Annotated in this window: 18 protein-coding genes; 12 read left to right on the top strand and 6 right to left on the bottom strand. The window is 60.9% G+C overall.

The features are described 5' to 3' along the window. Window positions 1-44: 44 nt before the first annotated feature. On the bottom strand, window positions 45-1034 hold the full coding sequence (cobS, locus tag GRI44_RS02860) for a cobaltochelatase subunit CobS (RefSeq protein WP_160599944.1): 990 nt from the start codon (window positions 1032-1034) through the stop codon (window positions 45-47). A 91-nt stretch (window positions 1035-1125) separates the two neighbouring features. Here cobS and GRI44_RS02855 point away from each other — a divergent pair, with 91 nt between their 5' ends. Both GRI44_RS02855 and GRI44_RS02850 read left to right on the top strand, forming a co-directional pair. After that, complete coding sequence (locus GRI44_RS02855; protein ID WP_160599943.1) at window positions 1126-1983, top strand: oxygenase MpaB family protein; 858 nt, start codon at window positions 1126-1128, stop codon at window positions 1981-1983. Window positions 1984-2035: 52 nt separating this feature from the next. After that, window positions 2036-2662, top strand: a complete 627-nt coding sequence (locus tag GRI44_RS02850; RefSeq protein ID WP_160599942.1) for a glutathione S-transferase family protein — start codon at window positions 2036-2038, stop codon at window positions 2660-2662. Between the two features lie 82 nt (window positions 2663-2744). On the opposite strand, the gene GRI44_RS02845 is transcribed toward GRI44_RS02850, so the two are convergent. After that, window positions 2745-3338, bottom strand: a complete 594-nt coding sequence (locus GRI44_RS02845; protein ID WP_160599941.1) for a J domain-containing protein — start codon at window positions 3336-3338, stop codon at window positions 2745-2747. Window positions 3339-3391: 53 nt separating this feature from the next. On the opposite strand from GRI44_RS02845, the gene GRI44_RS02840 reads away from it, so the two are divergent. The 4 genes from GRI44_RS02840 to GRI44_RS02825 are packed head-to-tail and all read left to right on the top strand — an operon-like array spanning window position 3392 to window position 6322. After that, window positions 3392-3670, top strand: coding sequence for a BolA family protein (locus GRI44_RS02840; protein WP_160599940.1), 279 nt, complete (start codon window positions 3392-3394; stop codon window positions 3668-3670). A gap of 29 nt (window positions 3671-3699) precedes the next feature. Continuing rightward, a complete protein-coding gene (locus tag GRI44_RS02835) occupies window positions 3700-4581 on the top strand; it encodes a pirin family protein (RefSeq protein ID WP_160599939.1) in 882 nt (293 codons plus the stop codon). Then, the gene (locus GRI44_RS02830) at window positions 4578-5402 is read left to right on the top strand and encodes an SDR family NAD(P)-dependent oxidoreductase (protein WP_160599938.1); all 825 of its coding nucleotides are present in this window, start codon (window positions 4578-4580) and stop codon (window positions 5400-5402) included. The genes GRI44_RS02835 and GRI44_RS02830 overlap by 4 nt, the downstream gene beginning before the upstream one ends. A 5-nt stretch (window positions 5403-5407) precedes the next feature. Continuing rightward, the gene (locus GRI44_RS02825) at window positions 5408-6322 is read left to right on the top strand and encodes an alpha/beta fold hydrolase (RefSeq protein WP_160599937.1); all 915 of its coding nucleotides are present in this window, start codon (window positions 5408-5410) and stop codon (window positions 6320-6322) included. A gap of 20 nt (window positions 6323-6342) precedes the next feature. Here GRI44_RS02825 and GRI44_RS02820 read toward each other — a convergent pair whose 3' ends face one another. After that, window positions 6343-7398, bottom strand: coding sequence for a DUF2332 domain-containing protein (locus tag GRI44_RS02820; protein WP_160599936.1), 1056 nt, complete (start codon window positions 7396-7398; stop codon window positions 6343-6345). 135 nt (window positions 7399-7533) lie between these two features. Between GRI44_RS02820 and hisG the strand changes: the two genes are divergently transcribed. The 6 genes from hisG (at window position 7534) to GRI44_RS02790 (ending at window position 14284) form a co-directional block, all read left to right on the top strand. After that, window positions 7534-8205, top strand: a complete 672-nt coding sequence (hisG, locus tag GRI44_RS02815) for an ATP phosphoribosyltransferase (protein ID WP_160601206.1) — start codon at window positions 7534-7536, stop codon at window positions 8203-8205. Beyond that, window positions 8205-9494, top strand: a complete 1290-nt coding sequence (gene hisD / locus GRI44_RS02810; RefSeq protein WP_160599935.1) for a histidinol dehydrogenase — start codon at window positions 8205-8207, stop codon at window positions 9492-9494. Before hisG ends, hisD begins: the two co-directional genes overlap by 1 nt. Beyond that, a complete protein-coding gene (gene nusB, locus GRI44_RS02805) occupies window positions 9491-9955 on the top strand; it encodes a transcription antitermination factor NusB (protein WP_160599934.1) in 465 nt (154 codons plus the stop codon). The genes hisD and nusB overlap by 4 nt, the downstream gene beginning before the upstream one ends. Window positions 9956-10004: 49 nt before the next feature. Beyond that, on the top strand, window positions 10005-10898 hold the full coding sequence (gene thiL, locus GRI44_RS02800) for a thiamine-phosphate kinase (RefSeq protein WP_160599933.1): 894 nt from the start codon (window positions 10005-10007) through the stop codon (window positions 10896-10898). Window positions 10899-11029: 131 nt separating this feature from the next. Continuing rightward, the gene (locus GRI44_RS02795; RefSeq protein ID WP_160599932.1) at window positions 11030-13138 is read left to right on the top strand and encodes a sodium-translocating pyrophosphatase; all 2109 of its coding nucleotides are present in this window, start codon (window positions 11030-11032) and stop codon (window positions 13136-13138) included. A gap of 243 nt (window positions 13139-13381) precedes the next feature. Next, window positions 13382-14284, top strand: a complete 903-nt coding sequence (locus GRI44_RS02790) for an acyl-CoA thioesterase (RefSeq protein WP_160599931.1) — start codon at window positions 13382-13384, stop codon at window positions 14282-14284. A gap of 15 nt (window positions 14285-14299) precedes the next feature. Here the strand turns inward: GRI44_RS02790 and GRI44_RS02785 are convergent, their stop codons facing one another. The 3 genes from GRI44_RS02785 to uvrC form a co-directional block, all read right to left on the bottom strand. After that, the gene (locus GRI44_RS02785) at window positions 14300-15115 is read right to left on the bottom strand and encodes a universal stress protein (protein WP_160599930.1); all 816 of its coding nucleotides are present in this window, start codon (window positions 15113-15115) and stop codon (window positions 14300-14302) included. A 119-nt stretch (window positions 15116-15234) separates the two neighbouring features. Continuing rightward, entirely contained in the window at window positions 15235-15603 is a 369-nt protein-coding gene (locus GRI44_RS02780; protein ID WP_332872337.1) for a YkvA family protein, read from the bottom strand. Beyond that, window positions 15600-17540: an excinuclease ABC subunit UvrC gene (gene uvrC / locus GRI44_RS02775; RefSeq protein ID WP_160599929.1), complete on the bottom strand. Its 1941-nt coding sequence runs from the start codon at window positions 17538-17540 to the stop codon at window positions 15600-15602. The genes GRI44_RS02780 and uvrC overlap by 4 nt, the downstream gene beginning before the upstream one ends. Window positions 17541-17613 lie beyond the last annotated feature (73 nt).

Below are 17613 nucleotides of genomic sequence, written 5' to 3'. Positions count from 1 at the left end.
AGCGAGTGATTTCTTGCCTGTCCCAAAGGCGCGCCGAAGCAGCATCAGACCTTGGAAACAACGCTTTCCGGCAATTCGGTGCCGAATACACGCTGGTAATATTCTGCCACCAGCATCCGTTCCGCTTCGTCACATTTGTTGAGGAAGCTCAACCGGAACGCAAAGCCGATATCCTTGAAAATATCCGCATTTTGCGCCCAGGTGATGACCGTGCGCGGGCTCATCACCGTGGAAATATCCCCGTTCATAAAGCCCTGACGCGTCAGGTCTGCCACTTTGATCATGTCCGCCACGGCTTTTTCGCCGGTCTGCGGGGATTTTGCGAGAACGATTTTCTGTTCGGTTTCGGCCGGCAGGTAATTCAGGCCAACCACGATATTCCAGCGGTCCATCTGCCCCTGGTTGATGGCCTGCGTGCCGTGATACAGCCCGCTGGTATCGCCCAGGCCCACCGTGTTTGCCGTGGCAAACAGGCGAAAGTTTGGATCCGGGCGGATAACGCGGTTCTGGTCAAGCAGGGTCAGCTTGCCCTCTGTTTCCAGCACGCGCTGGATAACGAACATCACGTCAGGGCGGCCCGCGTCATATTCGTCAAACACCAGCGCAACCGGATGCTGCAATGCCCAGGGCAGCAATCCTTCGCGAAATTCGGTGACCTGCAAACCATCACGCAGGACGATGGCATCGCGGCCAACCAGATCGATGCGGCTGATATGCGCGTCAAGATTGATGCGGATACACGGCCAGTTCAGCCGTGCGGCCACCTGTTCGATATGGGTGGATTTGCCGGTGCCGTGATAGCCCTGCACCATCACCCGCCGGTTGAAGGCAAAGCCTGCGAGGATCGCCAGCGTGGTATCCGGGTCAAACACATAGCTGGCGTCAAAATCCGGCACGCGTTCATCGGTTTCGGAAAAGGCCGGAACCATCATGTCGGTGTCGATGCCGAACATCTCGCGCACGCTGACCTGCTTGTCAGGTGCGGCGAGGACGGTTTTGCTGGAAGGCTCGAAGCTCTTGGTCGTTTCGTTCATTGTGCAGGATGCCTAGCCGCGCGCGCGTTTGCCTGCAAGGGACCGTAACCGAACATTTCATTCACGCAGCAAAACCCTATATTGACAGTGTATGCCATCACCCCGCTTCACTGGCCGCCCTTCCGACATGCTTCGCGCGCAGCTGGTTGGCCGTGTGCGCGCCGTTTTCAACGATATTGAGAGCGGCCAGAAACCGGTCCCGCCATCAGACAACGCCCTGTTTGAACGCGATTCGCCGATTCGCATGGTCCATGCCGATGTTACGTCCATGATGGTCGGCGGGGTGCGCGGCTTACTGCTGCAGATGTTGCACCCCCACGCCTTGCAAGGGGTGCTCGACCATTCGGATTTCCGCACTGACATGCATGGCCGCCTGCGCCGCACTGCCCGCTTCATCGCGGTCACGACATTCGGCGATGCGCAGGAAGCGGAAAAAACCATCGCCAGGGTCAATCGCATCCACACGAAAGTCCGCGGCACCCTGCCGGGCGGCACGCCATATTCGGCGACAGACCCGGCAACGCTGGCCTTTGTCCATCTGGCTGAAGCCACCAGCTTTCTGGAAGCCTATCTCCATTATGTCAGGCCCCAGATGCCGCTTGCGGAACAGGATGAATATTTCCGCCAGTTTGCCGTGATTGCCCGCAAGCTGGGCGCCAGTCCGGTGCCGGAAACCCGCCATGAAGCGGAACAGATGATGCGGGACATGCGCCATCATTTGCGTGCGTCGCCGCAAGCCAGCGAAATTGCGCAGCTGGTGCTCAACCAGAAACCCGAAGGCGCGCCTGCTGCCATCCAGCAGGCCATCGGGACATCGGCAGTGGAACTGCTGCCCGCCTTTGCCCGCGCCATGCTGGGGCTGCGGCGGCCCGGCATTGGCGGGCTGCCTGCGCGCGCTGCCACCAGCCTGATGGGCCGCACCCTGCGCTGGGCATTCCGCCAGCAATGAGGCATGAAACAGTCTTAACAGGCGCCACCAGAAAGTTGATAAGGAGCAGGAAATGGCTGATTATACATTATTCACCAACCCCATGTCGCGCGGCCAGATTGCGCGCTGGGCCCTGCACGAAGCCGGTGCCGATTACGAGACAGAGCTGGTCGACTGGGCCGCCAAACCCAAATCATTGATCGATGCCAATCCGATGGGCAAAGTGCCAACATTGGTCCACCACCATGCCGACCATATCCATGTGATTACCGAAGCCGCTGCCATCTGTGCCTATCTTGCCGATACTGCAGGGCCCGATCTGGCGCCGCGCCCGGAAGAACGCGCTGCGTATTACCGCTGGCTGTTTTTCGCTGCTGGCCCGCTGGAACAGGCCATCATCGCCCAATCCATGGGGTGGGAGGTTGCCCCCGAAAAACAGGGGATGCTCGGCTTTGGAACGTTTGCACTGACGGTGGATACGCTGGCGCAGCTGCTGGCGGGCCGCGACTATATCTGCGGTGATCGCTTCACCATGGCGGATGTCTATGTCGGCAGTCAGGTCGATTGGGGGCTGGCGTTCAAATCCCTGCCGGAACACGATGCCTTCCATGCCTATGCCGAGCGGCTGCGACTGCGCGATGCCTATAAATCAGCCAAGGCCATCGACATGGATCTGATTGCCAGAGCGCAGAACGCATGACGCGGCGTGGGAAATGGTGGCAAACCGGTTGAACCAGCCTTGTGCGCAGTGCATTCAGACCTGAAAAGTCAGACCCGCATCTTTACTTCAATGCACGCGATTTTCTCAGCAGTTGATACGCATCCACTACCCGGCCCAGCCGTGTTTCATGGCTGCGGTCGCCGCCATTGCGGTCCGGATGATAACGCCGCACCAGTTCCGAATAGCGCCGCCGCAATTTTTGCCGGTCCAGTTCCACGCTCAATCCCAACACTTGCAGCGCCTGGGCCTCGTCAGCCGTAAAGCGGCCATCCATTGCCATTTGCGCGCCCGTTTGCGCGCGGGATTTAATGCCCGCAGCCCGCGCATTGATGGCGTCCAGCGGATCCTCGAAATCCGCCCAGCGCGGCATTGCATCGCCTACCGCATCGGCGCGAAACACGCGGGCAGTGCTGCCCCACCCTGCCACAGGCGATTGCGCGCTGAGAATCTCATCCGCGCTCATGCCTTCAAACCAGTCATATCCTGCATTGAATTCGCGCACATGATCGAGGCAGAACCAGCGATACTGGCCCGGCCCGTCAAAACTGGACGCCCGGCTGCCGGGCGCACGAAATTCACCCGCCTCGAAGCAGTCTGGCGCCTGGCACTGGCGCCCTTGTGTCTCAAATCGTCCGTGAAATCTGTCGCCGCGCATGGCCCTTTAGGATGGGGTCGGTTACATAAATTGCAAATGCAAAAAGGAATCAAATGAGCGTTCAGCAAGAAATGGAGCAAATTCTGCGTGATACATTCGCGCCGACCCTGCTCGAAGTCATCAATGACAGTGCCAGCCATAGCGGCCATTCGGGCGATGATGGCAGCGGGGAATCGCATTTTACCATCGTAATCGAAAGTGCCGCTTTCACCGGAAAATCACGCCTCGACCGGCAGCGGATGGTAAACAAGGCGCTGGGCGACATTCCCGGCCAGCGGGTCCATGCACTGGCCATCAAGGCGTCATCCCCGCAGGACGCCGCGCCAGCCTAACCGTCATACCGAGCGCAGGAGCAGCAACCATGTTCGAACAGATAATTTCTCCCGTCACCCATGATCTGGGTGCATTCAAGGTCCGCCGCGCATTGCCGGTGCGGGAACGGACCATGGTGGGGCCGTTTATCTTTGTTGATGAATTTGGCCCCGCGCAGATGGACCTTGGCGCCGGAATGGATGTGCGCCCCCACCCGCATATCAATCTGGCGACCGTTACCTGGCTGTTCGAAGGTGCGATTGACCACCGCGATTCGCTCGGCAGTTTTGCCACCATCAGGCCCGGCCAGGTCAATCTGATGACGGCAGGGCGCGGCATCGTCCATTCTGAACGCAGTCCGCTGGCAGAACGGGAAACCGGGCCGCGCCTGTACGGGATGCAGACCTGGCTTGCCCTGCCCGATGGCAGGGAAGACATCGCCCCTTCATTCGAGGCAGTAGCAGACCTGCCCGTGGTGGAAGACCAATGCGCCAAGGCCATTGTCATCATGGGCGAATTATGGGGCAAGCGTGCTGACACCACTTGCCATTCCCAGACGATATATGCCGAAATGCTGCTTGGGCCTGCAGGAAGCCTGCCGATCGACAATTGTGCGGACGAACGCGCGCTGATGCTGGTGGGCGGGGAAGCATCGGTCGATGGACAGCCGCTTGGCCTGTATGATCTGACGGTTCTTAAACCCGGCGTTTCCATGACGCTGACGTCTGACAAAGGCGGACGGGTGATGCTGCTGGGCGGCGAAGCCTTTGCCACCCGCCGCCATGTCTGGTGGAATTTTGTGAGTTCGGACATGGACAGGATCAGACAAGCACGCGATGACTGGACTGCAGGCAAATTTCCCAAGGTGCCGGGCGACGAGGAAGAATGGATCCCCATCCCCGGCGAACCCAAGACAGTGAGCTATCCATGAGTGACGAAGCAACACCAGCGCTGACAGTATGGATTACCGGAGCATCGAGCGGAATTGGCCGGGCATTGGCGATGGAATGGGCCAGCCAGGGTGCGCGCCTGATCCTGTCAGGCAGGGACCAGGCACGGCTTGATGAAGTCGCGGGTCAGGCAGGTATCGAAACACTCGTCCTGCCATTTGAAGCGCGTGACGAAGCGGCCATGACGGCAGCGGTTGCCAGGGCAATGGAATGGGCCGGCAGGATTGATGTGCTGGTCAACAACGCCGGTATTTCGCAGCGGTCGCAGGCGGTCCACACCTCCATGCAGGTCTACAACGATATCATCGCAATTGACCTTCTGGCACCCATCGCGCTGACGCAGGCGGTTCTGCCGCATATGGTGGCGCAGGGCTCCGGCAGGCTGGTGTTCATTTCCTCTGTCGCGGGCAAGGTCGGGGTGCCGATGCGCACCGCCTATTGCGCTGCCAAATTCGGCCTGATCGGTTATGCCGACGCGCTGCGCACGGAAATGTCGGTGAAAGGCGTGGATGTCCACGTCGTGGCGCCCGGGTCGGTTGCCACCAACGTATCGCGCAATGCCCTCAATGCCGATGGCACCCCCCGCAACAAGAGCGACCGCGCAATCGACAATGGCATTCCCGCCCATGAAGCGGCGGCAGAAATCCTCGGCGCAATCGAGGCAGGGCAGCGCGAAATCATCATTGCGCGCGGGCCGGAAAAAGCGATGGGCGAAATGGCCCGCACGCCTGATGCCTTGCTGGACCAGATGGCGGGAATGGTCGCCGCCGGTTATATCGAAAAAATGGAAAGCGAGAGCTGAACGCTATGGAAATGACCCGCGTGAAACTGCCCAATGGCATCGAGCTTGACGTGCTGGATACCGGCAATCCCAAGTCTGCGGAAGGTGACGCGCCTGTCCTCATCTTCCTGCATGGTTTTCCCGAATCCCATCGCACATGGCGCCACCAGATTGCCCATTTCGCAGACCGCTATCGCTGCATTGCACCGGACCAGCGCGGGTATCGCAATTCATCCAACCCGCAGGATGTGGACAGTTACACGCCCGACAAGCTGATCGGCGATATCTTCCTGATGGCTGATGCACTGGGTGTCGATACATTCACCATCATTGGCCATGACTGGGGCGGCGCGATTGCGTGGGGCACGGCGCTGGGCGGGCAAATGACCGGCCGCGTTACCCGCGCCGTGGTGGCCAATGCGCCCCACCCGGCTATTTTCCAGAAACTGCTCTATCTCGATCCGGCGCAGCGCGCTGCCAGCCAGTATATCACGGCCTTCCGCGACCGGGACAATGATGCGCTGGTGCGCGAACACGGCCTGCCTGCCCTGCTGATGAAAGCGCTGGACTGGGCACGGTCACCCGCAATGGAAGATGAAGAACGCAATGCGCTGTTTGCAGACTGGTCCAGCCCGGAAACGGCGCTGGCCATGCTCAACTGGTATCGTGGCAGCCCGATGGTGGTGCCGCCGATGGATGCGCCGTTTGAATTGCCTGCCGATTACCAGCCCATGGTGCTGCCCAACCTGACCATTCCGACATTGGTAATATGGGCGATGGACGATCTGGCCCTGCCCCCTTCCAATCTGGAAGGGCTGGAAGACATCATCGACAATCTGACCTTGGTGCAAGTGCCGGATTGCGGGCATTTCGTGCCGTGGGAAGCGCCCGAGAAGTTTAACGCCGCGCTGGAACAATTCCTGGATAAAACTTCCGTCTAATTTGGCGCTTAATCTGGGGCTTAATCTGGCAGCCATTCCAAGTAGGCGCCGTGGGCATGGGCGACGGCCAGCATCCTGGGTTCAGGCCCCTGCGGCCAGTGGCGGACAGTCAGTTCATGCACATGCGTCTCGCGGTTTGCCTCAACGCAAACCCAGGCCAGCGGGCGTTCCGGCGTAGCGCGCGCAGCGGCATCTTCCATCGCGCGCGTCACCCGTTGCTGCTGGTCCTGCGGCACATATTGCCACACGATGGAATGCATCAGCACGCGGGTTACCCCTGTTTCCTGCGGCTGTGACAGCCGGCTTTCGGCAAAATCAGCCGCATTCATGCCGACCAGATCTGGCGCCTTGTCGCACGCCGCCCTGATCGCGGCGTCCATCCGGTCAAACCGGATGGTGTGTTCAGGCCAGATATAGGCCTTGAGCCGCTGGGCCTGTGCCGGATCGGCCAGATTCACCGGCGCGACATCGCAGCCTTCCAGTGAAACTATCTCGATTTCCCGTTCCGGCGGCGGGGCCCCGCGCCATTCGGGCCGGAATGCCATGGCCGGTGATTGTGGCCCGACTTTCACACCGCCCAGATCATAGGCATAGCGGTCCATCATCAGGTTGATCCCTGCGCTCGACCCGATTTCGAAACATTCAAACCGTGCAGCAAGCCCCTGCTGCGCCAGCCACAGCATCGCCGCGATGAAATTGCTGGATCGCCCGGCTTCGTTGGTTTGCGGCGGACCATCCAGCCACGGCAGCAATTCCGCCTCCCGCCGCAGGATTACATCGGCCACAATATCGGCATCATTGCCGCCCATCCCCCGATACATCGCATCCAGCGCAGGCTCCCCGCCCGCCAGATGCAGCGCATGGAGGCCGCCTGCCACGCGCAATGGCACGGCATCGGCCAGTGGTGCGCCCTGCCACCGCCGCACCCGTTCCAGCAGCGCATTGCTGGCATCGCCGGCCAGCACCGCGCCAATCGCGCCCACGATGCGCGCAGTGATCGGCGCGCTGTTCGCTTCGCAATAGGCAACCTGCATTCGAAACGCATCCGTCACCGCATGCTGGCCCTTGTCGTCCATTCCGGGGGTGTGCTGTGTCGAGTGCTGTGCCAAGTGCTGTGTCGAGTGCTGGGCCTTGTCCTGCTGCATGCCACATGCCTTTCTGCCTTGCGCCGCTTTCGCCTGCGCCCTATCTGCCGCGCCATGCCTGACGCTATGCTGCCCCCGCTGACCTTCGCCGTGCCCAAGGGCCGCATCCTTGACGAGGCCCTGCCAGTGATGGCGCGTGCCGGAGTGGTGCCGGAAGCGGGCTTTCATGACAAGGCCAACCGCTCCCTCAGTTTCGACACCACGCGCGACGATATGCGGCTGATACGCGTGCGCGCGTTTGATGTGGCGACCTTTGTTGCTCACGGCGCGGCGCAGATCGGCATTGTGGGAAGCGATGTGATCGAGGAATTCGATTACGCGGACCTTTATGCGCCGGTTGATCTCGATATTGGCCATTGCCGCCTATCCGTGGCGGGACCGCGCGTGGATGATGCCAGCACCGCCCCTGCCGCCATGCACCGCACCAGCCATGTGCGCGTGGCGACGAAATATCCCAACCTCACCCGCCGCCATTTCGAAGCGCAGGGCATCCAGGCTGAATGCGTCAAGCTGAATGGCGCGATGGAACTTGCCCCCAGCCTTGGCCTTTCCGGACAGATCGTGGACCTTGTTTCGACAGGCGCGACGCTGAAACAAAACGGCTTGGTCGAAACCAGCCGGATCATGAATATTTCAGCCCGGCTGATCGTCAACCGGGCCGCGCTCAAGACCGACAGCCGCGTGGCAGAACTGGTGGAAGCCTTTCGGGCCCACGCACATGCGCAGAAAGCAGCCTGATGCAGCTTCTCAAGACCAGCGACGAAGGCTTTGAAAAGGCGTTCCGCAAAATCGTCAATGATCGCCGCGAAAGCGATGGCGATGTAACGCAGGGCGTCACGTCCATCCTCAACGAAGTGCAGCGCCGCGGCGATGCAGCGGTGATTGAATATACCATGCGGTTTGACGGCCATCATCTGACTGATGATGACGACTGGCGGATTCCGGCAGAAAATTGCGCCCGTGCCTATGATGAGCTGGATGCAGACTTGCGCGATGCGCTGGAACTGGCAGCCTCGCGTATCCGTGCCTATCACGTGGCGCAAATGCCGCAGGACCGCGACTATACCGATGCTGCCGGGGTTCGCCTTGGTGCGCGGTGGCATCCGGTGGATGCAGCGGGCCTCTATGTCCCGGGTGGCCGCGCAGCCTATCCATCATCGCTGTTGATGAATGCCATCCCGGCCAAGGTTGCAGGCGTTGGGCGGCTGGTTGTCGCCACCCCAACGCCCAAGGGCGTGACCAACCCGCTGGTGCTGGCAGCCGCGCATCTGGCAGGCGTAGACGAAGTGTGGCGCATTGGCGGCGCGCAGGCAGTGGGCGCGCTGGCCTATGGCACCGGCCGCATCCAGCCGGTTGATGTCATTACCGGCCCCGGCAATGCGTGGGTGGCAGAAGCAAAACGCCAGCTTTACGGTGTGGTCGGCATCGACATGGTGGCAGGCCCGTCGGAAATTCTGGTCATTGCCGATGGCAGGAACAACCCTGACTGGATTGCCGCTGACCTCCTCAGCCAGGCTGAACATGACCCCAATGCACAATCCATCCTGATTACCGACGATGCAAAATTCGCGTGGCAGGTGGAAGACCGCGTGGATGTGCAATCCTCCATGCTGGCCACCCGGAAAACCGCGCGGACCAGCTGGGATGATCACGGGGTTATCATCATTGTAGACAGCATGGATGAAGCCCCTGCCCTGGCCAACCGGCTGGCCGCTGAACATGTCGAACTGGCGGTGGACGATCCCGATGCCATGTTTGCCCAAATCCGCCACGCAGGCAGCGTGTTTCTGGGCCGCCATACACCCGAAGCAATCGGTGATTATGTCGCCGGGCCCAACCACGTTCTGCCCACAGGGCGGCGGGCGCGTTTTGCCAGTGGCCTGTCGGTGCTGGATTTCATGAAGCGCACCAGCTTCATTTCCGCCACTCCCGATGCGCTGTCAGCAATCGGCCCGGCAGGCGTCGCGCTGGCCACTGCCGAAGGGCTTCCGGCCCATGCAAAATCCATTGAAATGAGATTGAAATGAGCAATTCCCAATCGCCCGCGCCCAAATCGCAGGCCCGCTCCGTTGCCCGGCTTGCCGCGGTGCAGGCGCTGTATCAGCAGCATATGGAAAAGACTGCGCTGGCCCGGCTGCTGGATGAATTTCACCAGCACCGGCTTGGCCGCGAAATCGAAGATGCGCAATATGCCGATGCCGAGGTCGATTTTTTCGATGATCTGGTGAGCGGAGTGGATGCGCGGCGCGAGGAAATCGACGAATTGCTGGAATCCAAGCTGGCCGATGGCTGGACGGTCAAGCGTCTCGACAAGACCATGTTGCAAATCCTGCGCAGCGGCACGTTTGAATTGCTGGCCCGCGCCGATGTGACGAAGAAAACCGTCATCACCGAATATGTCGATGTGGCCCACGCCTTTTTCGACAGCAAGGAAGCCAAATTCGTGAACGGTGTGCTGGATTCAGTCGCCCGCACAGTGCGGGCCTGAGATCTGCTTTTCACGTGACCTTCCACGCGGCGGCTGACAGGATCGCTGGATGACAGGCGAGCTTGCTTTCATTCAATCCCTGCGCGCCTTGGCAACCCACCCTGCCGCGCGCGGGTTGAATGATGATGCTGCGGTGCTGGAAATAGGCGCAGAAACGCTGGTGCTGACGCAGGACAGCATGGTCGAAGGCGTGCATTATCTGCCGGGCCAGGACATGGCCGATGTCGCGTGGAAGCTGGTCGCGGCCAATCTTTCCGATCTTGCAGCCAAGGGCGCAGTGCCGCTTGGCGTGCTCTACACCCATATGCTGGGCGAAAATGATGACCGGTTTGTGGCGGGCTTGCGCGAAGTGCTGGCTGCTTATGACACGCCGCTGCTGGGCGGGGATACGGTGGGGCGCGGCCAGGCAATTCCGCCGCCAGCCCGCAGCTTCAGCCTGACGGCGATTGGCCGCGCGGCGCATACGCCGGTTCCATCCCGTTCAGGCGCGCAGCCTGGTGACGGGGTGTTCATCACCGGCCCGGTGGGCGCTGCGATGATGGGTTTTGAAGCCCTGGAACGCGGGCTTGCCGAAGCTGGCACGGCGTTTCGCCGCCCGCTTCCATTGCTGTCACAGGGCCGCGCGCTTGCGCCCCTAGTCAGCGCCATGATGGATGTTTCGGACGGGTTGCTGCTGGATGCCAGCCGCATGGCCAGCGCCAGCCAGGTGACCATTGCCATCGCCGCGCCTGATGTACCGATTGCCGCACCCGAAGACAGACGCGGCGATGCGCTTCGCTGGGGTGATGATTATCAATTGCTGTTTACCGGGCCAAAAACCGTACTCTGGCCCATCGAAGCCCATCACATCGGCACTGTCCTGCCCGCAGGAGACACAGCTTTGTTGCTGGATGGCGCGCCTCTGCCCGCGGATGATCCGCTGGGTTATCGGCACAGCGGCTGAATTGCCGGGAAATTGAGGCGGGTAACGCCTCTGCCTTAAGGGCTTGCGCTTTCTCCCCCCGCGTATAGTTTCGCGTCCATGCCAGACCTGCACAAGCAGGCTGGTCCATATAATCCTAGGGGAGGATTTTTGTGAACCTTGTTCTCATTTCAATCGGGCTGGGACTGCTCGCCATCGTATATGGCATCGTCACCAGCCGACAAGTTCTCGGGGCTGGTGCCGGAAACGCCAGAATGCAGGAAATTGCCGGTGCCATCCAGGAAGGCGCACAGGCTTATCTTAAACGCCAATATACTACCATCGCGATTGTCGGCGTGTTTGTCGCGATCATCGTCTTTGTCTTTCTTGGCCCGATTTCCACGGCCGGATTTATCGCAGGGTCGATCCTGTCCGGCGTTGCAGGCTTCATCGGGATGAATATTTCGGTGCGCGCCAATGTCCGCACCGCAGCCGCCGCACAGTCTGGATTGCAGCAAGGCCTGACCGTGGCCTTCCGCGCAGGGGCTGTCACCGGCATGCTGGTGGCTGGCCTCGCCCTGCTGGCTATCGCGGTATTCTTCTACGTGCTGACTGTGCCCATGGGTCTCGACCTCACAATATTGGCGGAAAAGCGCGAAATTATCGATGCGCTGGTTGGTCTGGCTTTTGGTGCTTCGCTGATTTCCATCTTTGCGCGCCTTGGCGGCGGCATCTTTACCAAGGCTGCTGATGTGGGCGCCGATCTGGTGGGCAAGGTGGAGGCGGGCATTCCCGAGGATGATCCGCGCAACCCCGCCACCATTGCCGATAACGTCGGTGACAATGTTGGCGACTGCGCCGGCATGGCGGCTGACCTGTTTGAAACCTATGTCGTCACAGTTGGCGCAACCATGGTTCTGACCGCACTGCTGTTCACCGGCCTTGCCAGTGCGGAACTGACCGCACTGATGAGCCTGCCATTGCTGGTGGGCGGTGTCTGCATCGTCACGTCCATCATCGGCACCTACATGGTGCGCCTTGGCAAATCGAACAACATCATGGGCGCCCTCTACAAGGGCTTCATCACCACCGCCGTGCTGTCCATTCCGGCCATTTACTGGGCAACAGACTATGCCATCGGCATGGGCCAGAGCTACACAGTGGGCGACCAGACCTTTACCGGCATGAGCCTGTTCTGGTCGATGATGGTGGGCCTGGCTGTAACCGGCCTGATCATCTGGATTACGGAATATTACACCGGCACCCAGTATCGCCCGGTGCGCTCCATCGCCAAATCGTCGGAAACCGGCCACGGCACCAATGTGATCCAGGGTCTGGCGATCAGTCTTGAATCCACGGCCCTGCCAACGCTGGTCATCGTGGTTGGTATCATCGTGACATATCAGCTTGCCGGCCTCATGGGCATTGCCTTTGCGGCAACATCCATGCTGGCGCTGGCCGGTATGGTGGTGGCACTTGATGCCTATGGCCCGGTCACGGACAATGCCGGCGGTATTGCCGAAATGGCCGAACTGGACGAAAGCGTGCGGGAAAAGACGGACGCGCTCGATGCGGTGGGCAACACCACCAAGGCTGTGACCAAGGGCTATGCCATCGGTTCAGCAGGGCTTGCCGCACTGGTGCTGTTCAGCGCCTACACCGCCGATCTCAAGGAGTTTTTCCCTGATCTGCAAGTCAGCTTCAGCCTGGAAAACCCCTATGTCATCGTCGGCCTGCTGCTAGGTGCATTGCTGCCCTATCTGTTCGGCGCAATGGGCATGACAGCGGTGGGCCGCGCTGCGGGCGATGTGGTGAAGGATGTGCGTGCCCAGTTTGCTGCCGATCCCGGCATCATGGCGGGCACATCGCGTCCCAACTATGCCCGCACGGTGGACCTTGTGACCAAGGCTGCGATCAAGGAAATGATCATCCCGTCGATGTTGCCGGTGCTGGCACCGATCGTGGTCTATTTCGTGATCACCGCGGTTGCTGGCCAGGCCAATGGCTTCGCCGCCCTGGGCGCATTGCTGCTGGGCGTCATCGTCTCGGGTATCTTCGTGGCCCTGTCCATGACCGCCGGCGGCGGCGCGTGGGACAATGCCAAGAAATACATCGAAGATGGCAACCACGGCGGCAAGGGTTCCGAAGCCCACAAAGCCGCGGTTACCGGTGACACAGTTGGCGATCCTTACAAGGATACAGCTGGCCCTGCCGTCAACCCGATGATCAAGATCACCAATATCGTGGCCCTGCTCCTGCTGGCAGCGCTGGCTGCAGGCTGACGCAATCCAAACCGGCCCTCGGTCATGGACCCCGCCCGGAGCGATCCGGGCGGGGTTTTTTGTGCAGCAACAGGCTTGGTCCACAGGCTTTGTCTAACGCGGAACCGTGCGGCCTTGTCTGCCCCCATTTGCCGCGCGGTTTCGGGCGTTATGGCACGGCAGGCATCTTGTTGCCGTCACTCCGCAGCCGCACGTTTTCCCTCCTGCGTTGACGCCGGGCGATTGTATCCGCAAAGCGGCGCAATGACTGAAACGCCCGCACCTGAACGCCTCGTCGCCGACCTTGTAAGCCTGCTTACCGTGCAGGAGGATGGCGCCGATCATTACATTGGCCAGCCGCAAACTGGCGGCGTTGGCCGGGTTTTCGGCGGGCAAGTCATCGCGCAGGCCCTTCAATCTGCGCAACTGGCCGCACCTGACGGGATGGTGGCCCATTCGCTCCACGCCTATTTTCTGCGCGGCGGACGTGAAGGCCCGGCGATTGATTACACCATCGCGCGCGATTTTGACGGGCGCAGCTTTGCCAACCGGCGCGTGGTCGCAGCGCAGGAAGGCACGCCCATTCTGAACCTGACGGCCAGTTTCCAGATGGCAGAAGACGGGCTGGCCCATCAGGATTGTGTCATGCCCGATGTGGCACAGCCCGAAGACCTCACACCGGACATGGTGCTGCGGCAGAAATTCGCCGATGCCATGCCCGATATGCCGGCACCCCAGCGCGCCCTGATGCTTCGCCCGCGGCCCATCGAGACCCGGACGGTGGACCGCCTGCACTGGATGAACAGCGAACCCAGAGCGCCGCTGGCACACAGCTGGTTCCGCACCGCCGCACCCCTGCCCGATGATGCGAATATGCACCGGGCAATCATTGCCTATGCCAGCGATTACACGCTGCTTGGCACCAGCGCCCTGCCCCATGGCCTCAGCTGGATGCGGGGCGAGCTGATCGGCGCGAGTTTGGACCACACCATCTGGTTCCACGCCCCTGCCCGCGCCGATGACTGGCTGCTTTACGTCACCGACAGCCCGTGGAGCGGCGGCGGACGCGGGTTCAACCGTGGCAGCATCTATTCGCGCGATGGCACATTGGTGGCCAGCGTGGCGCAGGAAGGCATGATGCGCGAGCGCCGCACAGATAAGGCATGAATTGTCACGCTGCCATCAATGGGCAACCAGCAGCGGCAATTCCGGATCACTCAGCATTGTACGCGTAACCCCGCCGAAAACCCCTTCCAGCATGCGTGGCCGGCCATAAGCGCCCAGCACGATGTAGCCGGATTTGCGGGCCAGCGCCGCTGATTGCAGCGTTTCGCCAATGGACCGGCTTTCAAACGGCAGTTCGATCATTTCGCATTCAATGCCGTGCCGTGACAGATATTCAGCCCCCTGTGTGGCAGGCAAATCAGCCCCGTCATAGGATTTGCGTTCCGCAACAGTTGCCAGGCAGACATGGCGCGACAGCTTCAACATGGGGACCGCGGCGCGCAGGGTGTTGGACGCCTCTGACGAACCATCCCAGCACACGAAGGCTTCCCGGTCGCAATCCAGATTTGTAATATGGTCGGGCACCACCATCATCGGGGTGCGGCCATGGATGGACAGCGCGCCCACCAGATAAGACGGGCTGCCTTCGCGCCGCCCCGGCGCATCAGCGCCCAATATTACCAGATCATTCAGCGCTGCATGGGCCAGCAGGCGCGTGTCCATCAGGCCGGTTTCCTCGATCCAGTCCCAGCGCACATCCTCATGGCTCAGGCGCTGCTCCAGTTTTTCCCGCAATTTTGCCGCCTGTTCGCGCAGATGGGGCAGCATTTCGATGACAACGGAACCGTAGAAATCGCCCGGCATGGCCACTTCGTAATTTACAGCCTGAAGGCAGGTAAGGTGCGCGTCAAAGCGCCGGGCTAGGTCCAGCGCCACCTGAAGGCGGCCTTCCAGCCCGTCATCCTGATAGATATGCAGCAAAAGAGAACGCATCGGTCTTCTCCGGTTGGCGCCCCGCCCGGCCCTTTGCCGGTGAAGCTGTTCCTGGAATGATACGACCCTATCGGCCCGCTAGGGCCCCCGCTTTGATCTACATCAAACTGGCGGAAAAATCACGCGAAGAAGCGCCAGCCAACTGCGGCTGCAACAAGCGCCCATGCCGCTGCGACCATGATGGCGCCCCATGCGGATGGCCCCGGCTGCGCGGATTGCGCCGCGCGCCGGAACTGGTCCATCAATTCAGGCGGGATCAGGCGAATGGCCAGCCAGATACCTGCCGGCACCAGCAGCAAATCATCCAGCAGTCCCAGAACCGGGATGAAATCCGGGATCAGGTCAATCGGCGACAAGGCATAGGCAACGGTAATGGCCGCAAATATTTTTGCCGCTGCCGGTGTTCGCCCGTCACGCGATGCCAGCCATAATGCGGCCAGATCCGCCTTGATGCGCCGGGCAACCCCCTTGATGCGGGCCAACATCATCCGCTGGCGTGGTAATAATCGTAAATGGTGCGGGCCACCGCTTCGCTGACGCCGGGCGCCCTTTGCAAATCTTCCAGCGATGCGGCGCGCACTTTGCCCGCTGTGCCGAAATGCAGCAGCAGCGCGCGTTTGCGCGCGGGGCCGATGCCGGGAATTTCATCCAGCGGCGATGCGCTGATGGCGCGGCTGCGCTTGGCCCGGTGCGCGCCAATGGCATAGCGGTGGACCTCGTCCCGCAACCGCTGGAGATAGAACAGCACTTGCGAATTGGTCGGCAGCGATTTTTCCCGTCCATCGGGAAAATGAAAGGTTTCGCGCCCCGCATTGCGGTCCGGCCCCTTGGAAATGGCGATCAGCGGCACATCCTCGATGCCCAGTTCTTCCAGCGTGTCGCGCACGCTGCTCATCTGCCCCTTGCCGCCATCGATCAGCACCAGATCAGGCCACAAGCCGCCTTCACGGTCCGGGTCTTCCTTCATGGCGCGGCTGAAACGCCGGTGCATCACTTCGCGCATCATCCCGAAATCGTCGTTGGTCTGCGCTTCCTTGATGTTGAACTTGCGATACTGGTTTTTCAAGAAACCTTCCGGCCCTGCCACCACCATGCCGCCGACTGCTTTTGACCCCTGGATATGGCTGTTGTCATACACTTCGATCCGTTGCGGAATTTCAGCCAGTTCGAGGAATTCGGCCATTTCGCGCATGATCTTTGCCTTGGTGCCGCTTTCAGCCAGCCTGCGGTCCAATGCCTCTGTGGCATTGCGCTGCGCCTGTTCCATCAGGCGGCGGCGATCCCCCCGCTGGGGGATTGAAATTTCCACCCGGTGACCAGCGATTTCGGCAAAGGCTTCTTCGACAATATGCTGTTCGGGCAGCAGCCGGTCCACCAGGATCGTGCGCGGCGGCGGCACTTCTTCGTAGAACTGGGCCAGCACATCGGCCAGCACCTGCGCTTCTTCCACATCCTGCGTGTGGCTGGGGAAAAAGGCGCGGTGGCCCCAGTTCTGCCCGCCGCGGATGAAAAACGCCTGGATACCGACCTGCCCGCCCTTGGCTGCCAGCGCAAACACGTCTGCATCACCCACACCGCTGGCGTTGATGGCCTGGCTGCCCTGGATAAAGGTGGCGGCGCGCAAACGGTCACGCAACATGGCGGCGGATTCAAAATCCAGCTTTTCAGCCGCCTGGGCCATCTGTTTTTCAATTTCGTTCTGCACGGCAGAGGATTTACCGCCCAGAAAATCCTTCGCCTGCGTGACCAGCTCCTGATAGCCAACCGGGCTGATCCTGCCCACACACGGCGCTGAACAACGCTTTATCTGATACAGCAGGCACGGCCGGTCGCGCCGCCTGAAAAAACTGTCCGTGCAGGATCTGAGCAGGAACAGTTTCTGCAGCGCGTTGATGGTGGTGTTGACGCTGCCTGCGCTGGCGAAGGGGCCGTAATAATTGCCCTTGGCGCGGCGCGCACCGCGATGTTTCATGATGCGGGGAAAATCATGGTCCATCCGCAGCAGAATGAAGGGGAAACTTTTATCATCGCGCAGCAGCACATTGTATGGTGGGCGGAACCGTTTGATCAGCTGCGCTTCCAGCAGCAGCGCCTCGGCCTCGCTATTGGTGGTGATGATTTCCATCGCCCTGGTCTGGCTGACCATGCGCTGCAGCCGGTTGGTCAGATTGGCAACCTGTGTATAATTGGCCACGCGGTTTTTCAATGCGCGGGCCTTGCCCACGTAGAGCACATCGCCCCGTGCATCCAGCATCCGGTAGACACCGGGGCTGGGCTTCAAAGTTTGCACGGTCTGGCGGATGGCGGCGATGCCCGCCTCTATATCCGGCTGGCCTGTGCCGCGCACGGTGTAGCTGGCGCGATCTTCATTGAAGCGCTCCGCCCCGGTCGGGGTCGAGGGGGTTCCTGCAGGGGTTTTGGCCATCACCAGGTTAGATAGGCGCTGATGCAGGATTTTGAAATTGCACAGATGTCAAAATCTGCGGACGAAGCGAAGT

This window comes from Allopontixanthobacter confluentis, assembly GCF_009827615.1.
Lineage (GTDB): Bacteria > Pseudomonadota > Alphaproteobacteria > Sphingomonadales > Sphingomonadaceae > Allopontixanthobacter > Allopontixanthobacter confluentis.
Note: the sequence above shows the minus strand (reverse complement) of the source record. Positions and strands in the feature narration are given on the sequence as shown.